The following is a 24,319-nucleotide window of genomic DNA, read 5'->3' on the forward strand; positions in this document are numbered from 1 at the left end:
ATTTATTTAATTATAATCAGTCATTGATACCATTTTCATACATTTCATCTGCTATCAGGTTTTTTCCATCAGCAGCAGCAGTAGCCAATTCATCACAGCGATTATTGTAAGGGTTATCTGCATGCCCTTTTACCCATACAAATTGAATGCTATGTTTTTGCGAAAGCTGGTAAAAATGTTTCCACAGATCTTTATTTTTTTTGCCGCCTTTAAAATCTGTGGCTATCCATTTTTTCAGCCATCCTTCTTTTACCGCCTTTACTACGTACTGGCTGTCCGAATAAATGGTAACGGGCATATGCTGCTTTTTTATCGCCTCCAGCGCGGCAATTACTGCCATCAATTCCATACGGTTGTTCGTGGTAAGCCGGTAACCCTGTGATAATTCTTTTTCTGCAGATCCCCATTTTAAAATAGCCCCATATCCCCCACGGCCGGGGTTGCCACGCGCTGAACCATCAGTATAAATAATTAATGTTTGCTGAGACATAGTTGTTACCGGAAGCCCGAAGCATTTTAATTTTCGAAATTCGAATTTATCTTCTCCTGATTTTATAATATTATTTCTCCTTTCATATACGTAACGGCATAGCCGCTCATTAAAACCCTGTCGCCCGATAGTTCACAATCCAAATATCCCTTTCTTGCAGAAAGCTGTATAGCCGTAAGCCTGTTTTTGCCAAGCACTTCGGCCCAATAGGGCGTAAGCAAGGTATGCGCCGAACCGGTAACAGGGTCTTCATCAATTCCGCTTTGCGGAAAAAAGCAGCGCGAAACAAAATCGGATTCTTTGCCGGGTGCAGTTACCAGCACTCCCCTGCTTTTAATAGTGGCCAATGTTTTAAAATCGGGCTGTAATTGTTCAACACTTTGCTGGCTGTCTGTAACTACCATGTAATCAAACTTTCCTTTGTATACTTCTGTTACAGCTATCTTCAATCCTTCGCCTATTGCCGGCGGTATATCTTTTGGTTTTTCAAAATAATCACGGGGGAAATCCAATGTAAGCTGCCCGTTCCTTTGTTGCATCACTTTTAGCAGTCCGCTTTTTGAATAAAAGCTGATCTCTTTTTCCGTATGTTGTAAATGATTGAAAAAGATATGAGCTGCGACCAGCGTAGCATGCCCGCATAAGTCAACTTCAACGGTTGGTGTAAACCATCGAATATGATAATCGTTGTTTTCCCGGACAATAAATGCGGTTTCAGCAAGATTGTTTTCCAATGCTATATTTTGCATGAGTGCGTCCGGCAGCCATTCTTTCAAAGGGCATACAGCAGCGGGATTGCCGCCAAAAGCTTTTTCAGTGAAAGCATCCGCCTGGTATATCGGAATTGTCATTGATTGGTTGTTTGATTAGTTGATTGGTTAACTGATAGCGGATAGCTAACTGCTGATAGCTACACCTGAAAGACGCCCAATTTAAATGGACTTTTTATTGGAGCATGATTGGCTGCTGCTATTCCTTCTGCAATCAGTTTCCTGGTATCTGCCGGGTCAATAATATCGTCTACCCATAACCTTGCAGCGGCATAATAAGGCGTTGTTTGTTTTTCGTAGCGTCCTTTAATTTCATCCAATAATTTCTTTTCTTCTGCAGGCTCAATCACTTTGCCTTTTGCTTTTAACGAACTCACTTGTATTTGCAGTAATGTTTGTGCGGCCTGTTCGCCTCCCATTACCGCTATTTTTGCAGAAGGCCACGCATAAATAAACCGCGGATCATAGGCTTTGCCGCACATAGCGTAATTGCCCGCACCGTATGAGTTACCAATGATAACCGTAATTTTTGGTACAACTGAGTTGGCTACTGCATTCACCATTTTAGCGCCGTCTTTAATAATACCGGAATGTTCGCTACGGGTGCCCACCATAAAGCCGGTTACGTCCTGTAAAAAAATAAGAGGAATATTCTTCTGGTTACAGTTCATTATAAAACGGGCAGCCTTATCCGCACTATCGTTATAAATAACACCCCCCATCTGCATTTCACCCTTTTTTGTTTTTATTATTTTTCGCTGGTTGGCTACAATGCCTACCGCCCAGCCTTCAATACGGGCGTATCCGCATAGTATAGTTTGTCCGTAATCCCGCTTATACTGGTCAAAATCAGAGTCGTCTGTTATTCTTTCAATGATATCCAGCATATCATACGGCTTTGTGGCGTCTGAAGGCAGGATACCATATATTTCCGTTGGATCTTTTTTGGGGGGCTTAGATTTTATCCTGTTAAATCCTGCGTTTTCTTTCATCCCAAGCCTCCCGCAGATCTTTTTTATCTCGTCCAAGCATTGTTGCTCAGTATCAAATTTATAATCGGAGATACCGCTTATTTCGGTATGGGTAACAGCGCCGCCCAGGCTTTCGGCGTCCACCTCTTCACCGATGGCGGCCTTTACTAAGTAAGGTCCGGCAAGAAAAATGGAGCCATTGTTTTTTACCATTAATGTTTCATCACTCATAATGGGAAGGTAGGCGCCGCCGGCTACACAGGCGCCCATTACCGCAGCAATCTGGGTAATGCCCATGGCGCTCATCCGCGCGTTATTGCGAAAAATCCGGCCAAAATGTTCTTTATCCGGAAAAATTTCATCCTGCATTGGCAAAAACACGCCGGCGCTATCTACCAAGTAAATTACCGGCAGGTTATTTTCCATGGCAATTTCCTGCATGCGCAGGTTTTTTTTGCCGGTAACCGGGAACCATGCACCTGCTTTTACGGTTTGGTCATTCGCTACAATTACACATTGTTTTCCGCTTATATAACCAATGCCCGCAACAGTTCCACCTGCCGGGCAGCCGCCTTGTTCTTCATACATCTGGTAGCCCGCAAAAACACCAATTTCTATAAACGGTTTATCCGCATCAACCAAATATTCAATGCGTTCCCTTGCAAGCAATTTGTTTTTTTCTTTTTGTTTTTCTCTTGCCTTTTTACCACCCCCCGCGTAAATTTCCTCCCGTTCCTGTTTTACCTGGCTTAGGGCCAGTTTCAGAACATCTTCATTTTTATTGTTTTCTATCTTCATATCAGCAGCGTATTTATGATCGCTGTTTAATCCTTTGTCCAGTAATCTATCACCAAAACCTTATCTAAGTAAGGCTTTAGAACATCGCCAAACGCTTTATGAGCGGGATGAGGAAGATATGCAGCCCTGTCTGCTTCACTTTTAAAGCTCAGGAAAAAACAATGTGTAAATCCCTGCGCCAGGTTTTCAGGACTGTTGTTGGTTCCCCACTCAAACCCTTTAATTTCTTTGATTTTTGAAGGCAATGCCCTGAATGCATTTTCTACTTTTTTTACATCTTCGGGGCTGGCATCATCTTTAAATTTAAATACAACGACGTGTCTGAGCATTTTCTGTTCTTTATTTGTTCCTGAAATAATTGTTGCTGCAATAATGCAGGTAGCGATAATAGCGATTACATTTTTCATTTGATCTGTTTTAAATACCGTATTCAATAGTTGTTTTAAATACTGGTCAAATATAATCTATAGATTACATTTTCTTCCTTTCATCCATTTTATAGAACATTTTCCTTTAATTTTTTAAAGTGTATTGGTATGTAAAAAAGGAAATAAAGGGATAAAACAGATATAAGAAAATTTTTTATAAGAACAATTGAAAAATGATAAGCCCTGGCCGGGTATCCTGGAGTGATTGTATTATAAATAATAATAAACCAATGTTTTTATAGTTGAAGTATCACCCCCCACATTTGACGTAAGCATGCGCTTACAGCTAAGGAGAACAGAGGTATAAAAGCACAAAAGCGATATGATTTAACATATCGCTTTTGTATTGTGTTTAGCATAGACTACTAATTCATTACAATGAAATTAGTGTTCTGCTATTGTTCTAGTTTAATTTCGCCTAAGTCTGTTGCTTCGCCTTCTTTTACTTCTACACCATCTTTAGATGCATTTTTGTAAGGGGCGTTAGCTTCAATGATTACTTTGTATGTTCCCGGTTTGGCATCAGTTATTTCAAATGCGCCGTTTGCAATATCAGCTTTGAGCGTGTCGGTGCCTGAAATGGCCCATGCTCTAACCGCAGCATCTGGTGGGTTTACTGTACCTTTTACTGAACCATTGGTAATCACATTAAATGCGAATAATCCTGCGGCAACTATACTTAATGCTGCCAATGTGAGCCTTGCTTTTTTCATAATTCTGGAATTTATTGATTATGTAATTGGTTACAACTTTATCTGTTATTCCAGGGAAAGTAAATCAGGAGGGATATGCTACTTAAGACAACTACTATGCCAAAAAATAAAACGGCTCTTGTTAAAATGTTTTAACAGGATTGGTGACAGGCAAACTTCCGGTGTTTTTGTTTTTGAAAATTGAATAAAAATAATTTGATAAGCCATTGCATCGGATGGCTTATACACAGGGAGTGCATATTCTGCTTACCGTCTCTGATTTCGTTTTATTATATTTGCGGCGTTCTGCAAATACTAAAATAATTAGTATACCTTGTCATTTTAAACCACGTTGAACAATAGAAATAATATATGGCTGAAGCGAAACAAAACCTGTTTGACTACACGGAAGATTCAATCAAATCATTAGACTGGCGCGAACATATTCGTTTGCGCCCGGGAATGTATATCGGAAAATTAGGAGATGGGAGCAGTCCAGATGATGGTATCTATGTATTGCTTAAAGAAGTGCTTGATAATTGTATTGACGAGCATATGATGGGATATGGGAGGCAGGTGGATATTGTGGTTGAAGGTAAAACAGTAACGGTTCGCGATTTTGGCAGAGGTATACCTTTAGGCAAAGTGGTGGATGTGGTAAGCAAAATAAACACCGGCGCCAAATACGACAGTAAAGCTTTTCAGAAATCCGTTGGATTGAACGGCGTAGGTACCAAAGCGGTAAATGCATTGAGCAGCTATTTTAAGGTTATGGCAGTAAGAGAAAGTAAGCAGAAAACCGCGGAGTTCGAAAGAGGTATATTAATTAAAGAATATAAAGAAGCAAAAACGGATGAAACGAATGGAACCCTGGTAACCTTTATACCTGATGATACGGTATTCCGTAATTTTCATTTTCAGCCGGAATATATTGATAACCTGTTATGGAATTACTGCTATCTCAATGCAGGGTTGATAATAACATTTAACGGAAAAAAATACGTTAGCAAAAATGGATTGCTTGATCTGCTGCAACGCAAAACCAACGAAGATGAGATCCGCTATCCAATCATACATCTCAAAGGTGAGGATATTGAGCTGGCAATTACACACAATAATGATTACGGGGAAGAGATATTCAGTTTTGTAAATGGCCAGTATACCACGCAGGGCGGAACGCATCAACAGGCTTTTCGCGAAGCCTTTGTAAAAGTGATAAGAGATTTTTATAAAAAGGACTATGATTTTACCGATATCCGGCAAAGCATTGTGGTTGCGGTGGCGGTGAGAGTGGTGGAGCCGGTATTTGAGAGCCAAACCAAAACCAAGCTGGGTTCCCAGTACATGCAGGAAGGCGGCATTAGCATGAAGAATTTTGTACATGAATTTCTTTCTAAGGAACTGGATAATTTTCTGCATAAAAATCCGGCTATTGCCGAAGCTTTAAAGAAACGGATAGAACAAAGTGAAAGAGAGCGAAAAGAATTGGCCGGCATTAAAAAATTAGCGAACGAAAGAGCAAAAAAAGCCAATTTGCACAACCGCAAGCTACGCGATTGCCGTATCCATTTTAATGATGATCCTCCGAACAGCAAGAGTAAGGAAGCCTTTCATGAACGCCGGTTGGAGAGCACTATTTTTATTACAGAAGGCGATTCGGCGAGTGGTTCTATTACCAAAGCCCGCAATGTGGAAACACAGGCAGTATTTAGCCTTAGGGGTAAACCATTAAACTGTTATGGGCTCACTAAAAAGGTAGTTTACGAAAATGAGGAATTCAACTTGCTGCAGCACGCATTAAATATTGAAGAGGGCATTGAAGGATTGAGATATAATAATATAGTGGTGGCAACAGATGCCGATGTAGATGGTATGCATATCCGGTTGCTGCTGCTTACTTTCTTTTTGCAATTTTTTCCGGACCTGGTAAAGAACGGGCATGTGTATATTCTTGAAACACCCCTGTTCAGGGTGCGCAATAAACAGCAAACGATTTATTGTTACGATGAAGGCGAAAAACAGGCTGCTATTAAAAAATTAGGCGCCAAACCAGAGATCACCAGGTTTAAAGGGTTGGGTGAAATTTCACCGGATGAGTTTGTAAGATTCATCAGTTCTGATATGCGTAAGCAACCGGTAATGGTGATGCCCGAAACGCACCTGCAGCAATTGCTGGAATATTATATGGGCAAAAACACCCAGGACAGGCAGGAATTTATTATTGATAATTTACGTGTGGAGATAGACATTGCAGAAGAAATAAAAGTGTAGTAAACATTGGGCCATCGTTCTGATCTGGAATTTTATTTTTCTGATTTTAAAGTTGTTACATGATACATATTGTTTTTAATGAAGCAGATACATTGGTTTTGAACAAAGCCATTGAACTGGACAAAGCCCTCCAGGGTAAAGTGATACAGATAAAAGATGATTATGCTGTTGGCCCTTTGGCTAATTTATATGTTGGGGAAGGAATAGGTGCACGCAAAGCCTGGTGGGCACAGGTGCTGGCAGGCGGCGATTATGATGGAAAAGCAGGCGATGGCTCCGTGGATGATTATAAAACCATAGCCGAAATGGTGGGTGAATTGCGCCGCAATCCGGAAGAAACACTATGGATTTGGGCGGCACAGAACAAGCATGATGTGAGCGGTTATTACTGGCTGCTTCATTATGTAAAAGAATTCCAGGGGCGGGTGTTCATACTTTATTTGAATAACCTTCCCTTTATCAATGAAAAAGGAAATATTTTTTATCCTTCCTGGCTGCATACCATCCCCCCGAAAGAATTTTTAAAAGCAAAAAAATTAGCCCGGCCGATTACATTAAGCGAGTTTGAGGTAGATCCGGATGAATGGACCAGGTTGAGTGAGGAAAATAAAGGGGTACGGATATTAGAAGGCGGTAAAAAATTAGTTCAGTACGATTATGACTTTTATGACGCTGATCTGAAACGCTATATTACAAAGGATTGGCAGAAGGCAGGTAAGATCATTGGCCAGTTTTTATCTAAAAACAAACATACTACCGGCGATGCCTATATGTTATGGAGACTGAAATTAATGATAGCCGGCGGGGAATATGATATACAGGGCGAATTGAAGAATATGAAAGATTTTGAGATCAAAAGCAAAGCCGGTGTAACAGAGCGGGTAAATGGATAGGATGAAATTAATTTAAAAGTTGTGGAATTATTTATATGAGTAAAGACAATTTTTTAGGAAATGAATCAGGAATTCACGGGCAGTATAAAACATGGTTCCTCGATTATGCTTCTTATGTTATCCTGGAAAGAGCTGTTCCGGCAATTGAAGACGGGTTAAAGCCTGTGCAACGACGCATCCTTCATGCTATGAAGGAAATGGATGACGGCCGTTTTAATAAAGTAGCCAATATTATCGGGCAGTCCATGCAATACCATCCGCATGGAGATGCTTCTATTGGCGATGCGCTTGTGAATATGGGACAAAAAGACCTGCTCATTGAAACGCAGGGCAACTGGGGCGATGTGCGCACGGGCGATGATGCCGCTGCGTCCCGCTATATTGAAGCGAGGTTAAGCAAATTCGCACTGGAAGTGGCGTTTAACGCTAAAACTACTGAATGGCAACTGAGCTACGATGGGAGAAAAAATGAACCGGTAACACTCCCTATGAAGTTCCCTTTGTTGCTGGCTCAGGGAGCGGAAGGAATAGCGGTTGGGTTATCTACCAAGATATTACCCCATAATTTTTGCGAGATCATTGAAGCGGCTATTAAACATTTGCGTGGTAAAAAATTTGAATTATTCCCCGATTTTCAAACCGGGGGAATGATTGATGTAACCCATTATAATGAAGGCAAACGTGGGGGAAAGGTAAAAGTGCGTGCACATATTGAGGAATTGGATAAAAAAACGCTGGTCATACGCGATGTGCCTTACGGCGTAACTACCGCGCAACTGATGGATTCCATTGTTAAGGCAAATGACCAGGGGAAAATTAAAATAAAAAAAGTTACCGATAATACCGCCGCCAACGTGGAGGTACTTGTTGACCTGGCTCCCGGCATCTCTACCGATATTACTATTGATGCATTGTATGCTTTTACCGATTGCGAGGTAAGCATTTCGCCCAATGCCTGCGTGATCGCTGAACAAAAGCCACGTTTCATAACAGTGCACGACCTGCTGCGTTCATCAGCCGAATTAACGAAAGATCTGCTGAAAAAAGAACTGGAAATTAAGCTGGCAGAATTACAGGACAAATGGCATTATACTTCCCTTGAAAAAATATTCTTTGAAGAAAAAATATATAAAGAATTAGAGAAGAAGCATGAAACCTGGGAAAAGGTATTAATGGCTATTGACAAGGCATTTGGTCCTTTTAAAAAACAATTGAAAAAGGAAATATCCAAAGAAGACATTGTTAAACTAACGGAGAAGCCTGTACGCAGGATCTATAAGCTGGATATAGATGAACTGAATGCACAGATTGGAAATATTGATAAAGAGATCAAGCAGGTAAAATACGACCTGGAGAATCTTGTAGACTTTGCTGTAGCCTACTATGATAACCTGTTGAAAAAATACGGTAAGGGCAGGGAACGCAAAACAGAGATCAAACTATTTGAATCCATACAGGCCAAGCAGGTGGCTATTGCCAATGCCAAATTGTATGTAAACCGTTCAGAAGGATTTATAGGCACCGGGTTGAAGAAGGATGAATTTGTGGATGATTGTTCGGACTTAGATGATATTATAGCCTTTACAAAAGCCGGTAAAATGAAGGTGGTGAAAGCTGCGGATAAAGTGTTTATTGGCAAAGATATTCTGCATGTTGCCGTTTTTAAAAAAAATGATGAACGCACTACTTATAATATGATTTACGCGGATGGAAAAACGGGGATCAGTTATGCCAAACGGTTTAACGTTACAAGCGTTACCCGCGATAAAGAATACGATCTGACCAAAGGGTCAGACAAAAGTAAAGTACACTATTTTTCGGTTAATCCCAATGGCGAAGCAGAAGCTGTTAAAATTGTACTCAGTCCTTCTTCAAGCGCCCGTAATAAAGAACTTGAATTTTATTTTGAAGAATTAGAGATCAAAGGCCGGGGCAGCATGGGTAACCAGGTAACAAAATATCCGGTTAAATCTGTGAAGTTCAAGGAAGCCGGCCGCTCTACATTAAGTGGCAGAAAGCTATGGTTTGATAATAATTTTGGCCGGCTGAATACAGAGGGGAAAGGTTCGTTCCTGGGCATGTTCGACAGCGAAGACCGTTTATTGATCATTTACAGTAACGGCAACTATGAAATTTCCGACACGGAGCTCAGCCAGCGCATTGACGGGGAAAAAGTATTGCTGATTGAAAAGTTCGATCCGGAAAAAATAATCACGGCAGTATACCTTGATAAGGAGAAATTGCAATTCAATATTAAAAGGTTTAAAATTGAGACCACTACATTGCGCAATAAATTTTTCTTTATAAAAGAAGGTGAAGGAAACCAGTTGCAAACGGTTACTACCGATGAAACGCCGGTACTGGTAATGCAGAGCGGCAGGGGCGCCCAGATCAGGAAAGCTAAAATTAAAGTGAATAAAGTAGTTGAGGTGATGGGCTGGAAAGCCGTAGGCGCTAAACTGGCGGATTATTCTAAAACTGTGGAAATGGATTGGGAGAAAAAGAAACCAGAGGATAACCAGCAGCCTGAGCTGTTTTAATAAACTGCCATATGGCCAATGGGTATCTGTTACCATTTAATTTCTCTGGAAAATGAACGGTATATTAAATTTGAAACCTGCTTATACACTACTGTTATGTCAAAGTTGATAGGTGAGACGTGATGAATGGTGAGAGGCGAAATTCACTATTGCCCATTGTCTGTTCACCTTTATCCTCGCACCGCTCACGATAACATACAGATATAGTTTGATTAACTTAATACCATTATGATACGAATTACAGAACAGCCCTCTTTGTACAGGCGCCTGGAAAAAATGACCGTGGAAGAACTTACGGCTAATATTAATACTGAGGATAAAAAAGTAGCGCTGGCGATAGAAAAAGCATTGCCGCAAATCAATAAGCTCATTACAGCTATTGTTGATAAGCTGAAGGCAGGCGGGAGAATGTTTTATGTTGGGGCGGGCAGTGGCGGCCGTCTTTCTGTATTAGATGCCATTGAGTTGCCTACAACCTATGGCATACCCGGGGGTGTGGTAAACGTAGTACTGGCGGGAGGGGTGGAACATCTAATTGAGGCACCTGAAGAAAAAGAAGACGACACTGAGGCGGGATGGAATGCACTAAAAGAATATAATATTTCTGATAAAGATATTGTTGTGGGAATTTCGGCAAGCGGAACAACACCATTTGTGCTGTCTGCTTTACAGCAATGTAAATCTCATAATATAACAGCTGGTTGTATTGTCAGCAACCCCGAAACACCTATTGCGGCGATGGCAAAACTACCCGTGGAGGTAATTACAGGTCCTGAATTTGTTACAGGAAGCACCCGTATGAAATGCGGTACGGCGCAAAAAATGATCTTTGATATGATCAGTACCACCACTATGATACGATTGGGAAGAGTAGAAGACAATAGCATGGTAAATGTATTGCTGATCAATGATAAGATCACCGACCGGGCCGTAAAAATCTTGATGGAAAAAGCAGGGCTTACTGATTATAACGATGCAAAAACCGTTTTACTCAAACATGGCAGTGTAAAGAAAGCTATGGATGCGCTTGGCGGATAGGTTTCAGGTTTCATGTTTCAGGTTACATGTTTCAGGTTACATGTTGCAGGTTACATGTTGCAGGTTACATGTTTCAGGTTACATGTTGCAGGTTTCAGGTTGCAGGTTTCAGGTTATAAGCTCAAATCCTCCTTGTATCTTGTACCCTGTAACTTGTACCTGCTGTTCACTCACTATTTACTACTCACCGCTCCCCACTCCCATGCATCGTTTCCCTGCTGCAATTTGTCTGAGTGTAAGCGATAAAAGATAAATACCATAAGTATAGCGGAAAAAATTTCAAACGTTTGCACAACATTGGTACGTGTTTAAGTTAAAAAACAGTATTATGTTTACTTCGTATAGTATATTATAACCAAAATTATCTAAGCTCATGAGACAACGATTGCTATGGCTAATGGTATTCTTATTACCATTTTCTCTATGTCTTTCTGCCCAGGAAGCTAACAAACCTGTTTCAGGTACTGTTAAAACCGAAACCGGAGAAGCAGTTGCAGGTGCTTCTGTTACAGCAGAGAATTCTTCTAATAAATCAAAAACAACAGTTACCTCCAATGAGGAAGGTGTGTTTGCTTTTTCAGGGCTTGCAAATGGACGCTATACTTTTACAGTAAGTTATGTAGGTTATAGCACTGAAACGCTTACCGGTACTGTAGGCGATGCGGGGCTGCAACTGCCTGTTGTGTTAAAAGTAGCTGCTCAAAGCCTTGAAGATGTGGTAGTGGTAGGGTATGGTACGCAGCGCAAAAAAGATGTAACCGGTGCTGTAAAATCGGTTAAAGCCGAGTCGTTCAACCGGGGTATTGTAAATAACCCGCAACAATTATTGCAGGGAAAAGTAGCGGGTGTAAATATCACCTCGTCCAGTGGCGAACCCGGCGCCCCGGTAAATATTGTAATCCGTGGGGCTGCCAGTGTTAGAAACAGCAGCTCGCCGCTGTTTGTAGTAGATGGCGTTCCTTTGGATAATGCCGGTACCGGCACGGGTGACGCGTTAAACTTTCTGAACCCGCAGGACATCGCATCCATGGATGTATTAAAGGATGCGTCTGCTACCGCTATTTACGGCTCGCGTGGAGCCAACGGTGTAATCATCATTACAACAAAAAGAGGCAGGGCTGGAACATCCGTGTTAAATTTTACCACCAGCGCCGGTATCTCAAAAGTTGCCCGCAAACTCCCGGTGTTTTCAACCGATGAATTTAAAAAGCAGGTAGTGGGCGTAGGCGGCGACCTGGAAGATTTTGGCTCATCAACCGACTGGCAGGATGAAATTTTCAGAACCGGCCACACTTATGAAAACAATTTAACGCTCAGTGGTGGTGCTGATAAGCTGGTATATTATGCCTCGCTAAACGCCCAAAACCAAACCGGTATTTTAAAAGGCAGTAACATGAAACGGTATACCGGTCGTTTTAATGCCACACAAAAATTCTGGGACGATCGCTTGTCTGTTGATGTAAATCTTACAGCCACAAATACCAACAACCGGCGTCCTCCGATTGACGGTTTATTAGGAAGTGCCATTTCTAATAACCCCACTTTACCGGCACGTGATGCAGACGGGAATCCCGCTAAATTCGAAAATGCAAGCAACCCGCTGGTGGAACTGGATCTCTACAAAGACATTGCTTCGGTAAACCGTGTGCTGGGAAACATTTCGCCAACATTACGAATTATAAAAGGGCTTACCTATAAATTGAATTTTGGTATTGACAATACTACCACAACCCGCGACATCGTTAATTTTGCCAACGCGGTACCGCAGCGCGACGGCAGGTTTGAAACACAGAGCATACAGTTGAGAAACAGGTTGATTGAAAATTATCTTACCTATACAACCGATATTGATAAACATACTTTTTCTGCATTGGCAGGCCATTCTTACCAGAACATTATGTATCAATATCGCAGCTCCAGCATTAACAAGCTACCGCTTAATGACCTCGACCCCATCTACAATCCGGGCATAGGCCAGGAACTGACCATGGCCAATAACAGGCCCACTGGAAACGCTAATATTGATGAGTTGCAATCTTATTTTGCCCGTATTAATTACGCGTTCGACAACAGGTACCTGTTAACAGCAAGTTTCAGGATGGACGGATCTACCAAGTTTGGAGAGAACAACAAATACGGCTATTTCCCTTCCTTCTCATTGGGATGGAATATAAAGGAAGAAGAATTCATGGCTAATTCTGCTTTCAGCGCCCTGAAACTAAGAGGCGGCTGGGGTATGACGGGTAACCAGGAAATTGAGCCCAAATCAACACAGGCATACTTTAGAACTGAAGTAACATCGGGTGCCAGTTATCCTTTATATCCAACCGGCGCTTACCCGCCAGGTACATTCTTCGCACGCTTTGCAAATCCTGACCTGCAATGGGAATCTACTCAACAAACCAATATCGGTTTAGAGTTTGGTTTGTTTAATGGTGCATTGAATGGTTCAATAGACTGGTTTGATAAAATTACTGACAATATACTTTTATCTATTCCACCACAGGATCCCGTACAACCCGCCGGAACCACTTTCGCGAATATCCCTGGCATGAAAATCAGGAATACCGGTATTGAAATTGACCTGGAGTATCGCAAAAGAATTACTAATGACCTGAGCTTTGGCATTGGCGGTAATGCTACTTTCATGAAAAACAATGTAACGGGATCACCTTACCAGGTTATTTTCTCCGGTTCAGCTACCGGTTCCGGATTAACAAGTGCTACTCTGAACGGGTATATCAATGGTAACCCGATCGGCTCCTTCTACCTCTTAGACTTTATTGGGATTGATGCAGATGGGCTGAGTAAGTATACGGATACGGATAAAGACGGGATCATTACCCCCAAAGACAGGATCATAGCTGGTTCTGCAGTGCCAAAAACACTATATAACTTCTTTGGTAATCTTTCTTATAAAGGATTCGATTTTGTAGTGAATTTTAATGGCGTGAGTGGCAATAAAATATATGACAACACCGCTACCGCCAATTTTTACAAAACGAAAATTGCTAAAAACAACAATACCACAGCCGAAGCGGTACAATACCCGGAAGAGTCTATTAACAATGCCGCAGGCGTGAGTACCCGTTATTTGAAAGATGGCGGTTATTTGAGGCTCAACAACATGTCTCTGGCTTATAACTTTAATACAGACCGCCTGGGTGTACAAAAATGGATAACCAACCTGCGGCTGTATGTAACCGCTCAGAACCTTTTTGTAATTACGAAGTACGATGGTTTTGATCCCGAGATTAATAGCGACAGGTCAATTGACAGGGCGGTGTCGTATGGGATTGATTATCTTAATTATCCCAAAGCACGCACGGTTATTTTCGGTTTAAATCTATCATTCTAAAAATTTGATTGTATATGATTAAGAAGCTATTTTATATACTTTCCATTTATACGATTGCTGTTGTTTCGGGCAGTTGCAGTAAGTTGGAAGAACAGGTGCTGGATGAAACTTCCAGTACCGGCGCTACCGATAAAGAGGTAACAGAAGGGCTGATTGCACCGGTTTATGCGGTTTTACCCGGGCTGTTTCAACACACACAATACTTTGCTTTGCAGCAAATTTCTACTGATCAGGCTATTTTACCCTACAGGGGCGGTACAGACTGGGGAGATAACGGCATCTATATTTCGCTACACAAACATGAAACGACCAGTAGCGATCCTAATGTAAGGAATGTATGGAACAATATCACCCTTGGAATTTCGCGTGCTATACTGGCTATTAATACTTTACCCACCAGTACCGATCCCAATGCACAATTGTTTTTAGCGGAAGCAAGAGGCATGCGGGCCTATTATAACCTGTTGTGTCTCGATTTATTCGGAGTAGCATTCGTTAAAGATGACCCTAAGATAAATTCGGTTATTTTAAGAGGTAACGATGCAGTAGAATACATTAAATCTGAACTGCTGGCTATTGAACCCATCGTTCGTGATGATACCGGCCCCGGCAGAATTACAAAAGCAGCCGTATGGGGATTACTGGCAAGGTTACATTTACAGGCTGCGGTTTACAGGGATATCTACGGGTCATTTAATTTTACAGGTGACGATATGGATAAAGTGATTCAATACTGTGACCAGATTATTAATTCAGGGAAATTTGAACTGTCGCCCGAATACTTTGAGATATTTGGCGATGCCAATCACACCAATAAAGAATTGATTTTTGCCATAGATCAAAGGGCAGATCTCAATGGCCACAACCGCATGGCGTATTTTTCTCTTTCCGGCGATCAGTTCCCCCTGGCTGCTTACCCCGGTGCAAATGGTACAGATGGTCCGGGCATTACCTCCGACTTTTATGAAACCTGGGCGCAGGCCTATGCACCCGATGACCCCGCGGAAATGGATGGCAGGTTTTTTAAGAGGAATCTTGATACTACGACAACCTGCATCGCGGGAGACGATTTTTACATTGACCGCGGTATTTTAAGGGGACAGCAGTATGGACTGATAAGAACGGGAGGGGTATTTGAAACATGTCCTAACGGAGATATGAAAGTGGGTAAGCTGTATAACAATACCCGTAATCGTCCGGATTTACCGGTGTTTTTTACCGAAAACATAGATTTTACAGTAGCTGGAAGCAATTACAACAATGGCTACCGGGTTGAAAAATATGAGTTTAGCCGTGGTTCTGTAAGTGGTAGAAATTTTGGAGAGCATGATATTGTGATCTTACGCCTTGCTGATATTTACCTGATGCGTGCCGAAGCCCGGTTAAGAAAGGGTGGGGGCGAAACAGAAGCACTGGCAGACGTGAATACCATACGTGCTGCCAGAACAGCAAGAGTGGTTCCGCCTGCATTAACAGAAATGAACTTAGATTTATTATACCGGGAAAGAGGATTTGAGCTGTATTGGGAAAACGTTCGCCGCACCGATATGATCCGTTTCGGAAAATATGAAGGTACATGGACGGAAAAAAACAATTCCGATCCTCAGAAACGCATTTTCCCTATCCCGCAAAACGCAATAGACGGAGCATCTAACCTGCCTGATTACTTAGTGCAGAACCCGGGTTATTGAGTTGTATAGCAGATGCTTGTTCCAGTCCGGAGATTAAAATTTGCAACACAGATTTAGTCTCCGGATTTTTTATTTTACACATCTTCTGTAGAGCAATTGCCCCATAATATAAAAATATAATGATCTCCGATAGCTGTAAGTATCTGCTAAAGCCAATGACGGAATTTGGTACGGTATTTTATTTATATCAGTTTAAAACACAGCTATATGAAAAAGATAAAAGATCAGCAAACGGCGAAACACAATACGCAGTTTAATACCAATAAAAATCGTCCGGAAAACAAGGATGACCTGGATAGCAGGGAAGGAGAGGAACAGGAATTTAAAGGAGATGATACGACGCATAACCCAAAGACGCATAAGAACAAAAAGCCCGGGCAAAAAAAGAATGGATAGGGAATGGTTGCAAAAAGTCTATAGTTTATGGTTTGTTGTTTATAGTTTTTGGCAACTGCTCCGGAGCTTATCTTTGCATTTCTCTTTTTCGCATTTTATCTGCCCCCCAATGATTCGTTCCCCTACAGGCACACGGACAGGCGGGCATGAAAAAGAAAAGCAATAAATTTCAAATCAAATAATTATGGACTGGCAGAAACTCATTAATGAAAATCAATTGGAGGAATTGGTCGGAAAATCACAAGAAAAGCCACAGCTCATTTATAAACATTCTACCCGTTGCGGAACCAGCTCACTTATTAAGAGCAGGTTGGAAAGAGCGGCTGCTCCGTCTGGTATGGATTTTTATTTTCTTGACCTGATCGCATATCGTTCCCTGTCCGATAAAATTGCACAAAGTTTTGGGGTGAGCCATGAATCGCCCCAGGTACTGCTTATTCAAAACGGTGAATGCATCTATCATCAAAGTCATGGCGCCATTTATATGGAAGAAATAGCAGCACAAAGCATGCGTGCCTGATAAAGGGGGTATGAGCTATCGGGTATCAGCTATCAGTCAGTGAGTACTACTAACTACAGGCTGAGTGCTCCTTTTCCGCTTCGAATTTATAGTTTGTGATTTATAGTTGAAATTTCGCTCGGGCGGACAGCCTTTCGGATCTCTGATTTGTAGTTATCAGATTTAGATATCAGGTGGAAGTACCTTATACCTCACACCCGATACCCATATCTCATGCCTGATACCTCACACCCCATACCTCACACCTCCTCCCTAATACCTGTACAGTTCCGGTTTGAAAGGTCCTTCTTTTGGAATGCCGAGATATTCAGCCTGGGTTGTTGTAAGCTCTTCCAGTACAACACCAATTTTTTTCAGGTGCAAACGGGCAACTTTTTCATCTAAGCGCTTGGGAAGCACATATACTTTGTTCTCGTAATTTTTATAATTGGTCCAGAGTTCAATCTGCGCCAGGGTTTGGTTGCTGAATGAATTGCTCATTACAAAGCTGGGATGCCCGGTAGCGCAGCCCAGATTTACCAGGCGGCCTTCTGCCAGTAATATAATGTCTTTGCCGTCTATCGTATAAAGATCAACCTGTGGTTTAATGGTGTCTTTGGTGCTGCCATAATTTTTATTCAGCCAGGCCACGTCAATTTCAATATCAAAATGGCCTATATTACAAACAATGGCTTTGTCTTTCATCAGCTTAAAATGATCGCCTGTTATCAGGTCGCGGCAACCGCTGGCTGTAACAATGATATCGGCTTCTTTAACTGCATCAATCATTTTCTTTACTTCATAGCCGTCCATAGCAGCCTGCAAAGCACAGATCGGATCAATTTCTGTAACGATCACACGGCAACCCGCACCCGATAATGATGCAGCGGAACCCTTGCCCACATCGCCATAACCACCTACAACGGCTACTTTACCCGCCAGCATTACATCTGTGGCGCGGCGTATAGCATCTACCAGGCTTTCTTTACATCCGTACTTGTTATCAAATTTCGACTTGGTAACAGAGTCGTTTACATTTATGCAGGGAACGGGTAATGTGCCTTTCTGCATTCTTTCATATAAACGGTGAACGCCTGTTGTGGTTTCTTCACTCAATCCCTTCACGTGCTGGATGAGTTCAGGATATTTATCAAAAACAATATTGGTGAGGTCGCCACCATCGTCTAATATCATATTCAAAGGACGGTCGGCGCTTCCGAAGAATAAAGTTTGTTCAATGCACCATTCTGCTTCTTCATTGGTTTGTCCTTTCCATGCGTACACTCCAACGCCTGCTGCTGCTATAGCGGCTGCGGCATGATCCTGGGTAGAAAAAATGTTACAGGAACTCCATTTTACTTCCGCACCCAGTTCAATCAGCGTTTCAATTAATACGGCTGTTTGAATGGTCATGTGCAGGCAACCTGCTATGCGGGCTCCTTTTAAAGGTTGCTGCGCACGGTATTCTTCACGAATAGCCATAAGCCCCGGCATTTCTGCTTCGGCCAATTTTATTTCTTTACGGCCCCATGCGGCAAGACTAATATCTTTTACCTTATTGGGCAATGAAAAATCAATGGATTTGGAAACTGCTGACATGTGTAAATGATTTAATAGATGTACAAATATGTTTTTCGCTCACGCAATAGTTAATGCTGCAAAACTACGCTTATAGAATATAATTTTACAGAGACGGTTATATTTGGGGGAAAACCATGTTTTTTTTAATTTTAAAGGATATTTATATAGTCAGGTATGAAAAAGACACAGCAAAAAGAAAAACCGGCTATACAGCTTCCGGTGTTAGATGATAAAGATGTTGCTATACTTGGTTTGTTGCAGCAAAATGCCAGGATAACGGTGAGGGAAATATCTGATGCCATACACCTGAGCACAACGCCGGTGCATGAAAGGATTAAAAGGATGGAAGAGGCCGGGGTGATCCGCCAGTATGCTACTTTGCTTGACCATACCAAAATAAAAAGAGGGCTGATAGTGATTTGTTATGTGTCGCTCAAACAACACAATAAAATGGCGGGTGGGAGGTTTATCAGAGCCATACAGGATATGCGGGAAGTGGTGGAATGTTATAATATTTCAGGCGATTTTGATTTTATGCTTAAAGTAATGGTAGAAAATATGGATGCTTATTATGATTTTCATGTAAACAAATTAAGCGAGGCCGAGAATATAGGACATGTTCAAAGTGTTTTTGTGATGGGCATCATTAAGCAAACCCACCAATTGGTGTATCAGGGTGAGTAGTCAGTGGTGAGTGGTCAGTGGTGAGTAGTGAGAAGTGGCAATAACGGGCACCTCATAGCAGTTGATTGGTTGGTTTATGGCGGTTGATTATTTTGTCCCTGTATTAGCTGATGGCTAAAAGCTCATAGCAGTTAAAAGATTTATTTTATTTCTTCTTTTATTGAACACAACACAATACGCTTATTTTTGTTTTATGAGCAGCATAAATTACCAGCATGGACAATAGCAGCATTATTATTTTGGCTATCGCAATTATTGCGGGTGTTTTAGGAATTTACCTTTTTGCTTATTTCCGTGAAATAAGAGGTGTTAAAAAAGAGCAAAAAAAACCTGTGTATGATGCAACATTGCAATTGCAGGCGTACGAACGGCTTACCATATTGGCCGAACGCATCTCACTGAAGAACCTGATATCAAGGGTATCTTCTGCCAACATGCAGGCCGCGGTATATCATTCATTACTGGTGGAAAGCATTAAGCAGGAATATGAATACAATCTTTCACAGCAATTATATGTATCTGCACAGGCCTGGCAGGCGGTAACCAATCTTAAAGAGCAGAATATTTTTATTTTGCACCAGTTGGCCAATACCTTACCCGATTCAGCCACAGGCATGGATTTGGGCAAACGCATCCTTGAATTACTGGATGCAGATCCCAAAGCTTCTTTGCATAATATTGTGCTGGAAGCATTGAGATATGAAGCCCGGCAGCTAATGTCTGGTGTATGATCGCTTTCTATATAAAATGTTAATAGAATCCGGCAAGCCATTTGTAAAGAAAATAATCACACTATTTTCACGTTCGGCAAACGGGTAAATAAAGTTGTTTATTTGTCGTTACATTTGTTGCACTTTCAACAATACTATAATATGAAATTATTTTTCCTGCAGGTTGCTCCCGATTCTCTTAATAAAGCTTTGGCCAGTCAACACGGTATTCCCGAACCCGGCACACAAATGAATCTTTGGGAACTGTTGCTGGCGGGAGGTTGGATTATGCTGCCCCTGGCTTTATTAATGGTAATAGCTATATTTTTCTTTTTTGAACGCCTGATCGCTATTCGTAATGCCGGCAAATTAGATTATAATTTCATGAGCATTATCCGTGATCATATTGTAACGGGCAATGTTACGGCGGCCAGGTCTCTTGCCCGGAATACATTTAACCCGGTGGCAAGAATGATTGATAAGGGATTGCAACGTATAGGCAAGCCCATTGAAGCTATTGAAAAGAGCATGGAAAATGTAGGGAAACTGGAGATATATAAGATGGAGCGCAATATTTCGGTGCTGTCATTAATAGCAGGTATAGCGCCTATGTTTGGTTTTTTGGGAACCATTGTAGGGATGGTACAGTTATTTTACGGCATTTCCGCAACGGGCGAATATACGCTTAACACCATTGCCGGCGGTATCTATACAAAGATGATAACTTCTGCGAGCGGGCTCATCATAGGATTGCTTGCATATGTAGGATACAATTACCTGAATGCACAGATTGATAAAAACGTTAACCAGATGGAATCTGCCAGTGCCGAATTTATAGATGTATTGCAGGAACCGACGAAGTAGTGTGAGGAATTTGCAAATTTGAGAATTTGAAAATGAGTGTATCCTAACGGTAAACTACAGATTATAAATTATAGTGTGAGGGTGAATAGAGAGTGCGGATTGCCATAAACTATAAACAACAAACAATAAACGGCAAATATTTGAAGGTGGGAGATAAGGAAGCCTTTATTTAACGTATTAAACCCATTTCTTTCAATCCACTTGCTTAACTTACTTTTACGTAACGAACATAGAAGCAATGAATCTGAGAAAAAAATTAAGGGATCACGCCAAAGTACATACCGATGCGCTCAATGATATATTGTTTATATTGTTGTTGTTCTTCCTTATTGTGTCTACGCTTGCCAATCCGAACGTAATAAAAGTATCGGCCCCCAAAGGTAAAAGCGACACCAAGTCAAAGCAAACGGTTGTGGTATCTATTGATAAAAATAACCAGGCTTATATAGGTCAAAAAAGAATATCGCTCGATGAACTGGAAAGTGAACTGCAGCTTGTGCTGTCTAAGGGAGCGGAAAAGCCTTCGGTAGTAGTAAATGCCGATACTGCCGGGCATTGGGGCGATGTATATAAAGTATTACAAACCGCAAAAAAATTAGGTGCTACTGCAGTGGCCTCGGTAAGCGCTAATTAGCTTTTGCAGCTTTTACCATACGGTCCTTTCCCTGCATGTCTTTCCGGATAACAGTATATTCAAATCCTTGTTGTACAAAAACATTTTTTACCGCATCCCCCATCGTTTCATGAATTTCGGTATAAACACAACCGCCAGGATGTAAATGCAGTACTGCAAATGCGGCTATTGCCGAATAAAACAGCAGGGGATCATTGTCTTCCACAAACAACGCGGTATGCGGTTCATGATCCAGTACATTTTTATGCATTTCCTTTTTATCCTTTACAGGAATATAAGGCGGGTTGCTTACAATAATATCAAACAGTGGCAATACATTTCTGTGATCGGTATTTAAAAAATCTACTTCTAAAAACTGAACAGCGGTTTGCTGAACTTTTGCATTTTGTTGCGCAACAGCCAGTGCTTTACTGCTAACATCTATCGCATATACTTCACTTTCGGGAATGTTCTTTTTTAACGCCATGGCAATGCAACCACTACCGGTACCTATATCCAATATTGCAGAAGGTCTGCCCCCTGTTCCCTGCCCCTTGTAACCTGCCCCCTGTAACCTGTAACCTGAAACCTGCTCCCTGCCCCCTGCAACCTGCTCCCTGCAACCTGCAACCTGCAACCTGTTCTTCTCATCCTTCACCACCCATTCCACCAGTTCTTCCGTTTCAGGGCGGGGAATCAGCACATTTTCGTCAACGTATAATGGCATGCCATAAAACCATGCTTCGCCCAGCACATGCTGTACGGGATGGTGTTGTAAAAGCAATTGGGTATAATGTATAAGCCGGGTTTCCTGTTCTTCCGGTAAAAATTGATTTTTATTCAGCGAGCGGTCCATTCTTTGCAGCCCGGTAACCTTTTCAATTACCAATGCCGAAATATTTTCCGCTTCACGCCGGTCGTATATATTATATAGTGCTTCGCAAACGAAGCGGTAGCCTTCGTTAATGGTCATGCGCAAAGATAGGGTGGATAGGGGTTACAAGTTTCAAGGTACAGGGGAAAGGTGTAAGGTGTATGGTATAAGGTGCAGGACAAGTTGCAACCTGTAACCTGCAACCTGAAACCTGCAACTGAACCCTGCAACCTGTAACCTGCAACTCACTTACTTTAGCGGTTCATCTAATTTTGGATAATAATGTACACCCCAGAGATCGTACCGTTTGAATTGCTTTGCAATGCGTTTTTTAAATCCTTCCCAGTTTTTATTTTGAACAGGACTCCAGCATACTTCGCTCAATGCGGTAAGGCGGGGAAATAGCATGTATTCCGCTTTTGCCGGATTGGTTATGTATTCCGTCCATAAATTAGCCTGCGCACCCAGTATATAGTGATATTCATGAGCATTTAATTCGTTGGGAACCGGATTGAAACTGTATACTTTTTGCAGGGGAAGGTAACCGCCAATTACAACGGAGTCTTCATTTTTGCACTGCGAATGATCAAGATACAGGTAGGAGTTGGGCGTCATAATCACATCGTGCTTCTGTTTAGCGGCTTCTATACCCCCTTTTTCACCACGCCAGCTCATTACCGTAGCATTGGGCGCCAGCCCGCCTTCTAATATTTCATCCCAGCCTATCATGGCTTTACCTTTGCTGTTCAGGTATTTTTCTATGCGTTGCACAAAATAGCTTTGCAGCCCGTGTTCATCTTTTAAATTTTTTTCTTTGATCAGGTTCTGGCAAAATGCTGATCTTTTCCATGCTTCTTTAGGGCACTCATCGCCGCCTATATGTATATATTTTGACGGGAAAAGCGCTATTACTTCATCCAGCACGTCCTGTAAAAAATTGAAAGTATATTCACCGGGGCAGTATACATCCTCAAATACGCCCCATGCCTGTTGCACATTTTTCCCTGTACTGTCGCCATGCCATATTGTTCTTTTGGCAGGTTTGGTGGGCTCATCAGGGAAACAGCTCAGTTGTGGATAGGCAGCGATAGCAGCAGAGGAGTGCCCGGGCAATTCTATTTCTGGAATAACGGTTATAAAACGGTTGGCAGCGTATTGCACAATTTCCCTGATTTGATCCTGCGTATAATAACCACAATATTTATCACCATCATTCCCTTTACCCGGGAAGCGCCCGGTGATGGTACCATTTCTGCAACTACCCACTTCCGTTAGACGCGGATATTTTTTGATCTCAATCCGCCAGCCCTGGTCATCCGTTAAATGCCAGTGAAAAGTATTGATCTTATGCAAAGCAAGCAGGTCAAGATATTTTTTAATAAAATCCACGTCAAAGAAATGACGGGATACATCTAACATGGCGCCGCGGTATCCAAAACGCGGATAATCTTCAATAGCTACGGCCGGTATTTTCAGTGAACCCGATTTTTGAACCGGTAATAATTGTAGTAATGTTTGTAACCCGTAGAAACTGCCCCCGTGGCTATCGCCCTTTATTTGAACAGCCTTATTGGAAATCACTAATGTATAGCGCTCCGGCCGGTCGGGCGCTTTAATAAAGGTACGGGTGCCAATGCTGATAAAATTTGTTGCGGCCTGCTTAACGGTGCGTAGCGAAAACCCGTAGTATTTCTGCAGGTAAGCGTTTAAAAAGTTTACCGTAGCGTTTTCTTCATTACTGTCTGCTACAATAACGGTTTGGCTGGTAATGGTAAAACTTCCGGTTTTAATTTCGGCTTTAACCGGAGCAGGAATAACAGAAACGGAGGTTTGTGCCCGTGTTTGTAATAAAATGCAGCTTAAAAAAATGGTTAAGAATCTTTGCATGAGATATAATATTTTAATGATCAGGAATGATTATTGATGCCTGATATTCGGATTATTACAGTAGCTAAAAGCCGGAATAGGGGTTCGTTAATAATTCATTAACAAAAAAATTAAACAAACGTTTGATTTATTTATGGATTTAATTTTAACTTCGCCGCCTGATTTCCTTTCCCTGTACTTGCACATTGGATTAACCGGAATAATACAGGTATTATAAGTGCCGTACCCGGCTGATATTTCACTAACGGATAGTATATATAATATATTTATG

20 protein-coding genes are annotated in these 24,319 nt (G+C 41.7%); 12 read left to right on the forward strand and 8 right to left on the reverse strand.

The features are described 5' to 3' along the window. Positions 1-16: 16 nt before the first annotated feature. From rnhA to FRX45_RS03790, 5 genes are all read right to left on the reverse strand, one after another. The gene (rnhA, locus tag FRX45_RS03770; protein ID WP_152267075.1) at positions 17-490 is read right to left on the reverse strand and encodes a ribonuclease HI; all 474 of its coding nucleotides are present in this window, start codon (positions 488-490) and stop codon (positions 17-19) included. A 62-nt stretch (positions 491-552) separates the two neighbouring features. Then, positions 553-1,341, reverse strand: coding sequence for a PhzF family phenazine biosynthesis protein (locus FRX45_RS03775; RefSeq protein WP_152267076.1), 789 nt, complete (start codon positions 1,339-1,341; stop codon positions 553-555). Between the two features lie 59 nt (positions 1,342-1,400). Continuing rightward, positions 1,401-3,029 (reverse strand): acyl-CoA carboxylase subunit beta, encoded by a 1,629-nt coding sequence (locus FRX45_RS03780; RefSeq protein WP_152267077.1) that lies wholly within the window; start codon positions 3,027-3,029, stop codon positions 1,401-1,403. Positions 3,030-3,055: 26 nt separating this feature from the next. Next, positions 3,056-3,436: a Dabb family protein gene (locus FRX45_RS03785; RefSeq protein ID WP_152267078.1), complete on the reverse strand. Its 381-nt coding sequence runs from the start codon at positions 3,434-3,436 to the stop codon at positions 3,056-3,058. 416 nt (positions 3,437-3,852) lie between these two features. Next, positions 3,853-4,170: a peptidase associated/transthyretin-like domain-containing protein gene (locus FRX45_RS03790; protein ID WP_152267079.1), complete on the reverse strand. Its 318-nt coding sequence runs from the start codon at positions 4,168-4,170 to the stop codon at positions 3,853-3,855. 351 nt (positions 4,171-4,521) lie between these two features. On the opposite strand from FRX45_RS03790, the gene FRX45_RS03795 reads away from it, so the two are divergent. The 8 genes from FRX45_RS03795 (at position 4,522) to ytxJ (ending at position 16,856) form a co-directional block, all read left to right on the forward strand. Next, positions 4,522-6,420 carry a toprim domain-containing protein gene (locus FRX45_RS03795; RefSeq protein ID WP_152267080.1) on the forward strand — a complete coding sequence of 633 codons (1,899 nt, stop codon included), beginning with the start codon at positions 4,522-4,524 and terminating at the stop codon, positions 6,418-6,420. A 59-nt stretch (positions 6,421-6,479) separates the two neighbouring features. After that, on the forward strand, positions 6,480-7,313 hold the full coding sequence (locus tag FRX45_RS03800; protein ID WP_152267081.1) for a DUF1835 domain-containing protein: 834 nt from the start codon (positions 6,480-6,482) through the stop codon (positions 7,311-7,313). Between the two features lie 35 nt (positions 7,314-7,348). Next, on the forward strand, positions 7,349-9,853 hold the full coding sequence (locus tag FRX45_RS03805; RefSeq protein WP_152267082.1) for a DNA gyrase/topoisomerase IV subunit A: 2,505 nt from the start codon (positions 7,349-7,351) through the stop codon (positions 9,851-9,853). Positions 9,854-10,081: 228 nt separating this feature from the next. Continuing rightward, positions 10,082-10,891 (forward strand): N-acetylmuramic acid 6-phosphate etherase, encoded by an 810-nt coding sequence (locus FRX45_RS03810; protein ID WP_152267083.1) that lies wholly within the window; start codon positions 10,082-10,084, stop codon positions 10,889-10,891. Between the two features lie 373 nt (positions 10,892-11,264). Beyond that, positions 11,265-14,249: a SusC/RagA family TonB-linked outer membrane protein gene (locus FRX45_RS03815; RefSeq protein WP_152267084.1), complete on the forward strand. Its 2,985-nt coding sequence runs from the start codon at positions 11,265-11,267 to the stop codon at positions 14,247-14,249. 14 nt (positions 14,250-14,263) lie between these two features. Then, positions 14,264-15,940, forward strand: coding sequence for a RagB/SusD family nutrient uptake outer membrane protein (locus tag FRX45_RS03820; protein WP_152267085.1), 1,677 nt, complete (start codon positions 14,264-14,266; stop codon positions 15,938-15,940). Between the two features lie 207 nt (positions 15,941-16,147). Next, entirely contained in the window at positions 16,148-16,336 is a 189-nt protein-coding gene (locus FRX45_RS03825; protein ID WP_152267086.1) for a hypothetical protein, read from the forward strand. 184 nt (positions 16,337-16,520) lie between these two features. Next, complete coding sequence (gene ytxJ, locus FRX45_RS03830) at positions 16,521-16,856, forward strand: bacillithiol system redox-active protein YtxJ (RefSeq protein WP_152267087.1); 336 nt, start codon at positions 16,521-16,523, stop codon at positions 16,854-16,856. A gap of 252 nt (positions 16,857-17,108) precedes the next feature. Here the strand turns inward: ytxJ and ahcY are convergent, their stop codons facing one another. Next, positions 17,109-18,434, reverse strand: coding sequence for an adenosylhomocysteinase (gene ahcY / locus FRX45_RS03835; protein WP_152267088.1), 1,326 nt, complete (start codon positions 18,432-18,434; stop codon positions 17,109-17,111). A 156-nt stretch (positions 18,435-18,590) separates the two neighbouring features. Here ahcY and FRX45_RS03840 point away from each other — a divergent pair, with 156 nt between their 5' ends. From FRX45_RS03840 to FRX45_RS03855, 4 genes are all read left to right on the forward strand, one after another. Continuing rightward, positions 18,591-19,100 carry an Lrp/AsnC family transcriptional regulator gene (locus tag FRX45_RS03840; protein ID WP_152267089.1) on the forward strand — a complete coding sequence of 170 codons (510 nt, stop codon included), beginning with the start codon at positions 18,591-18,593 and terminating at the stop codon, positions 19,098-19,100. 215 nt (positions 19,101-19,315) lie between these two features. Further along, the gene (locus FRX45_RS03845; protein WP_152267090.1) at positions 19,316-19,831 is read left to right on the forward strand and encodes a DUF7935 family protein; all 516 of its coding nucleotides are present in this window, start codon (positions 19,316-19,318) and stop codon (positions 19,829-19,831) included. A 141-nt stretch (positions 19,832-19,972) separates the two neighbouring features. Further along, positions 19,973-20,674 carry a MotA/TolQ/ExbB proton channel family protein gene (locus tag FRX45_RS03850; RefSeq protein WP_152267091.1) on the forward strand — a complete coding sequence of 234 codons (702 nt, stop codon included), beginning with the start codon at positions 19,973-19,975 and terminating at the stop codon, positions 20,672-20,674. 238 nt (positions 20,675-20,912) lie between these two features. Beyond that, positions 20,913-21,308 carry an ExbD/TolR family protein gene (locus FRX45_RS03855; protein WP_152267092.1) on the forward strand — a complete coding sequence of 132 codons (396 nt, stop codon included), beginning with the start codon at positions 20,913-20,915 and terminating at the stop codon, positions 21,306-21,308. Here the strand turns inward: FRX45_RS03855 and FRX45_RS23150 are convergent. Together FRX45_RS23150 and FRX45_RS03865 are read right to left on the reverse strand one after the other, a co-directional pair. Next, complete coding sequence (locus FRX45_RS23150; RefSeq protein WP_193311573.1) at positions 21,301-22,260, reverse strand: N5-glutamine methyltransferase family protein; 960 nt, start codon at positions 22,258-22,260, stop codon at positions 21,301-21,303. The genes FRX45_RS03855 and FRX45_RS23150 overlap by 8 nt on opposite strands. A gap of 150 nt (positions 22,261-22,410) precedes the next feature. Beyond that, positions 22,411-24,048 carry a beta-N-acetylhexosaminidase gene (locus FRX45_RS03865; RefSeq protein ID WP_152267094.1) on the reverse strand — a complete coding sequence of 546 codons (1,638 nt, stop codon included), beginning with the start codon at positions 24,046-24,048 and terminating at the stop codon, positions 22,411-22,413. Positions 24,049-24,319: the final 271 nt, after the last annotated feature.

Origin of the sequence: Agriterribacter humi (genome assembly GCF_009192765.1) — a bacterium.
GTDB lineage: Bacteria > Bacteroidota > Bacteroidia > Chitinophagales > Chitinophagaceae > Agriterribacter > Agriterribacter humi.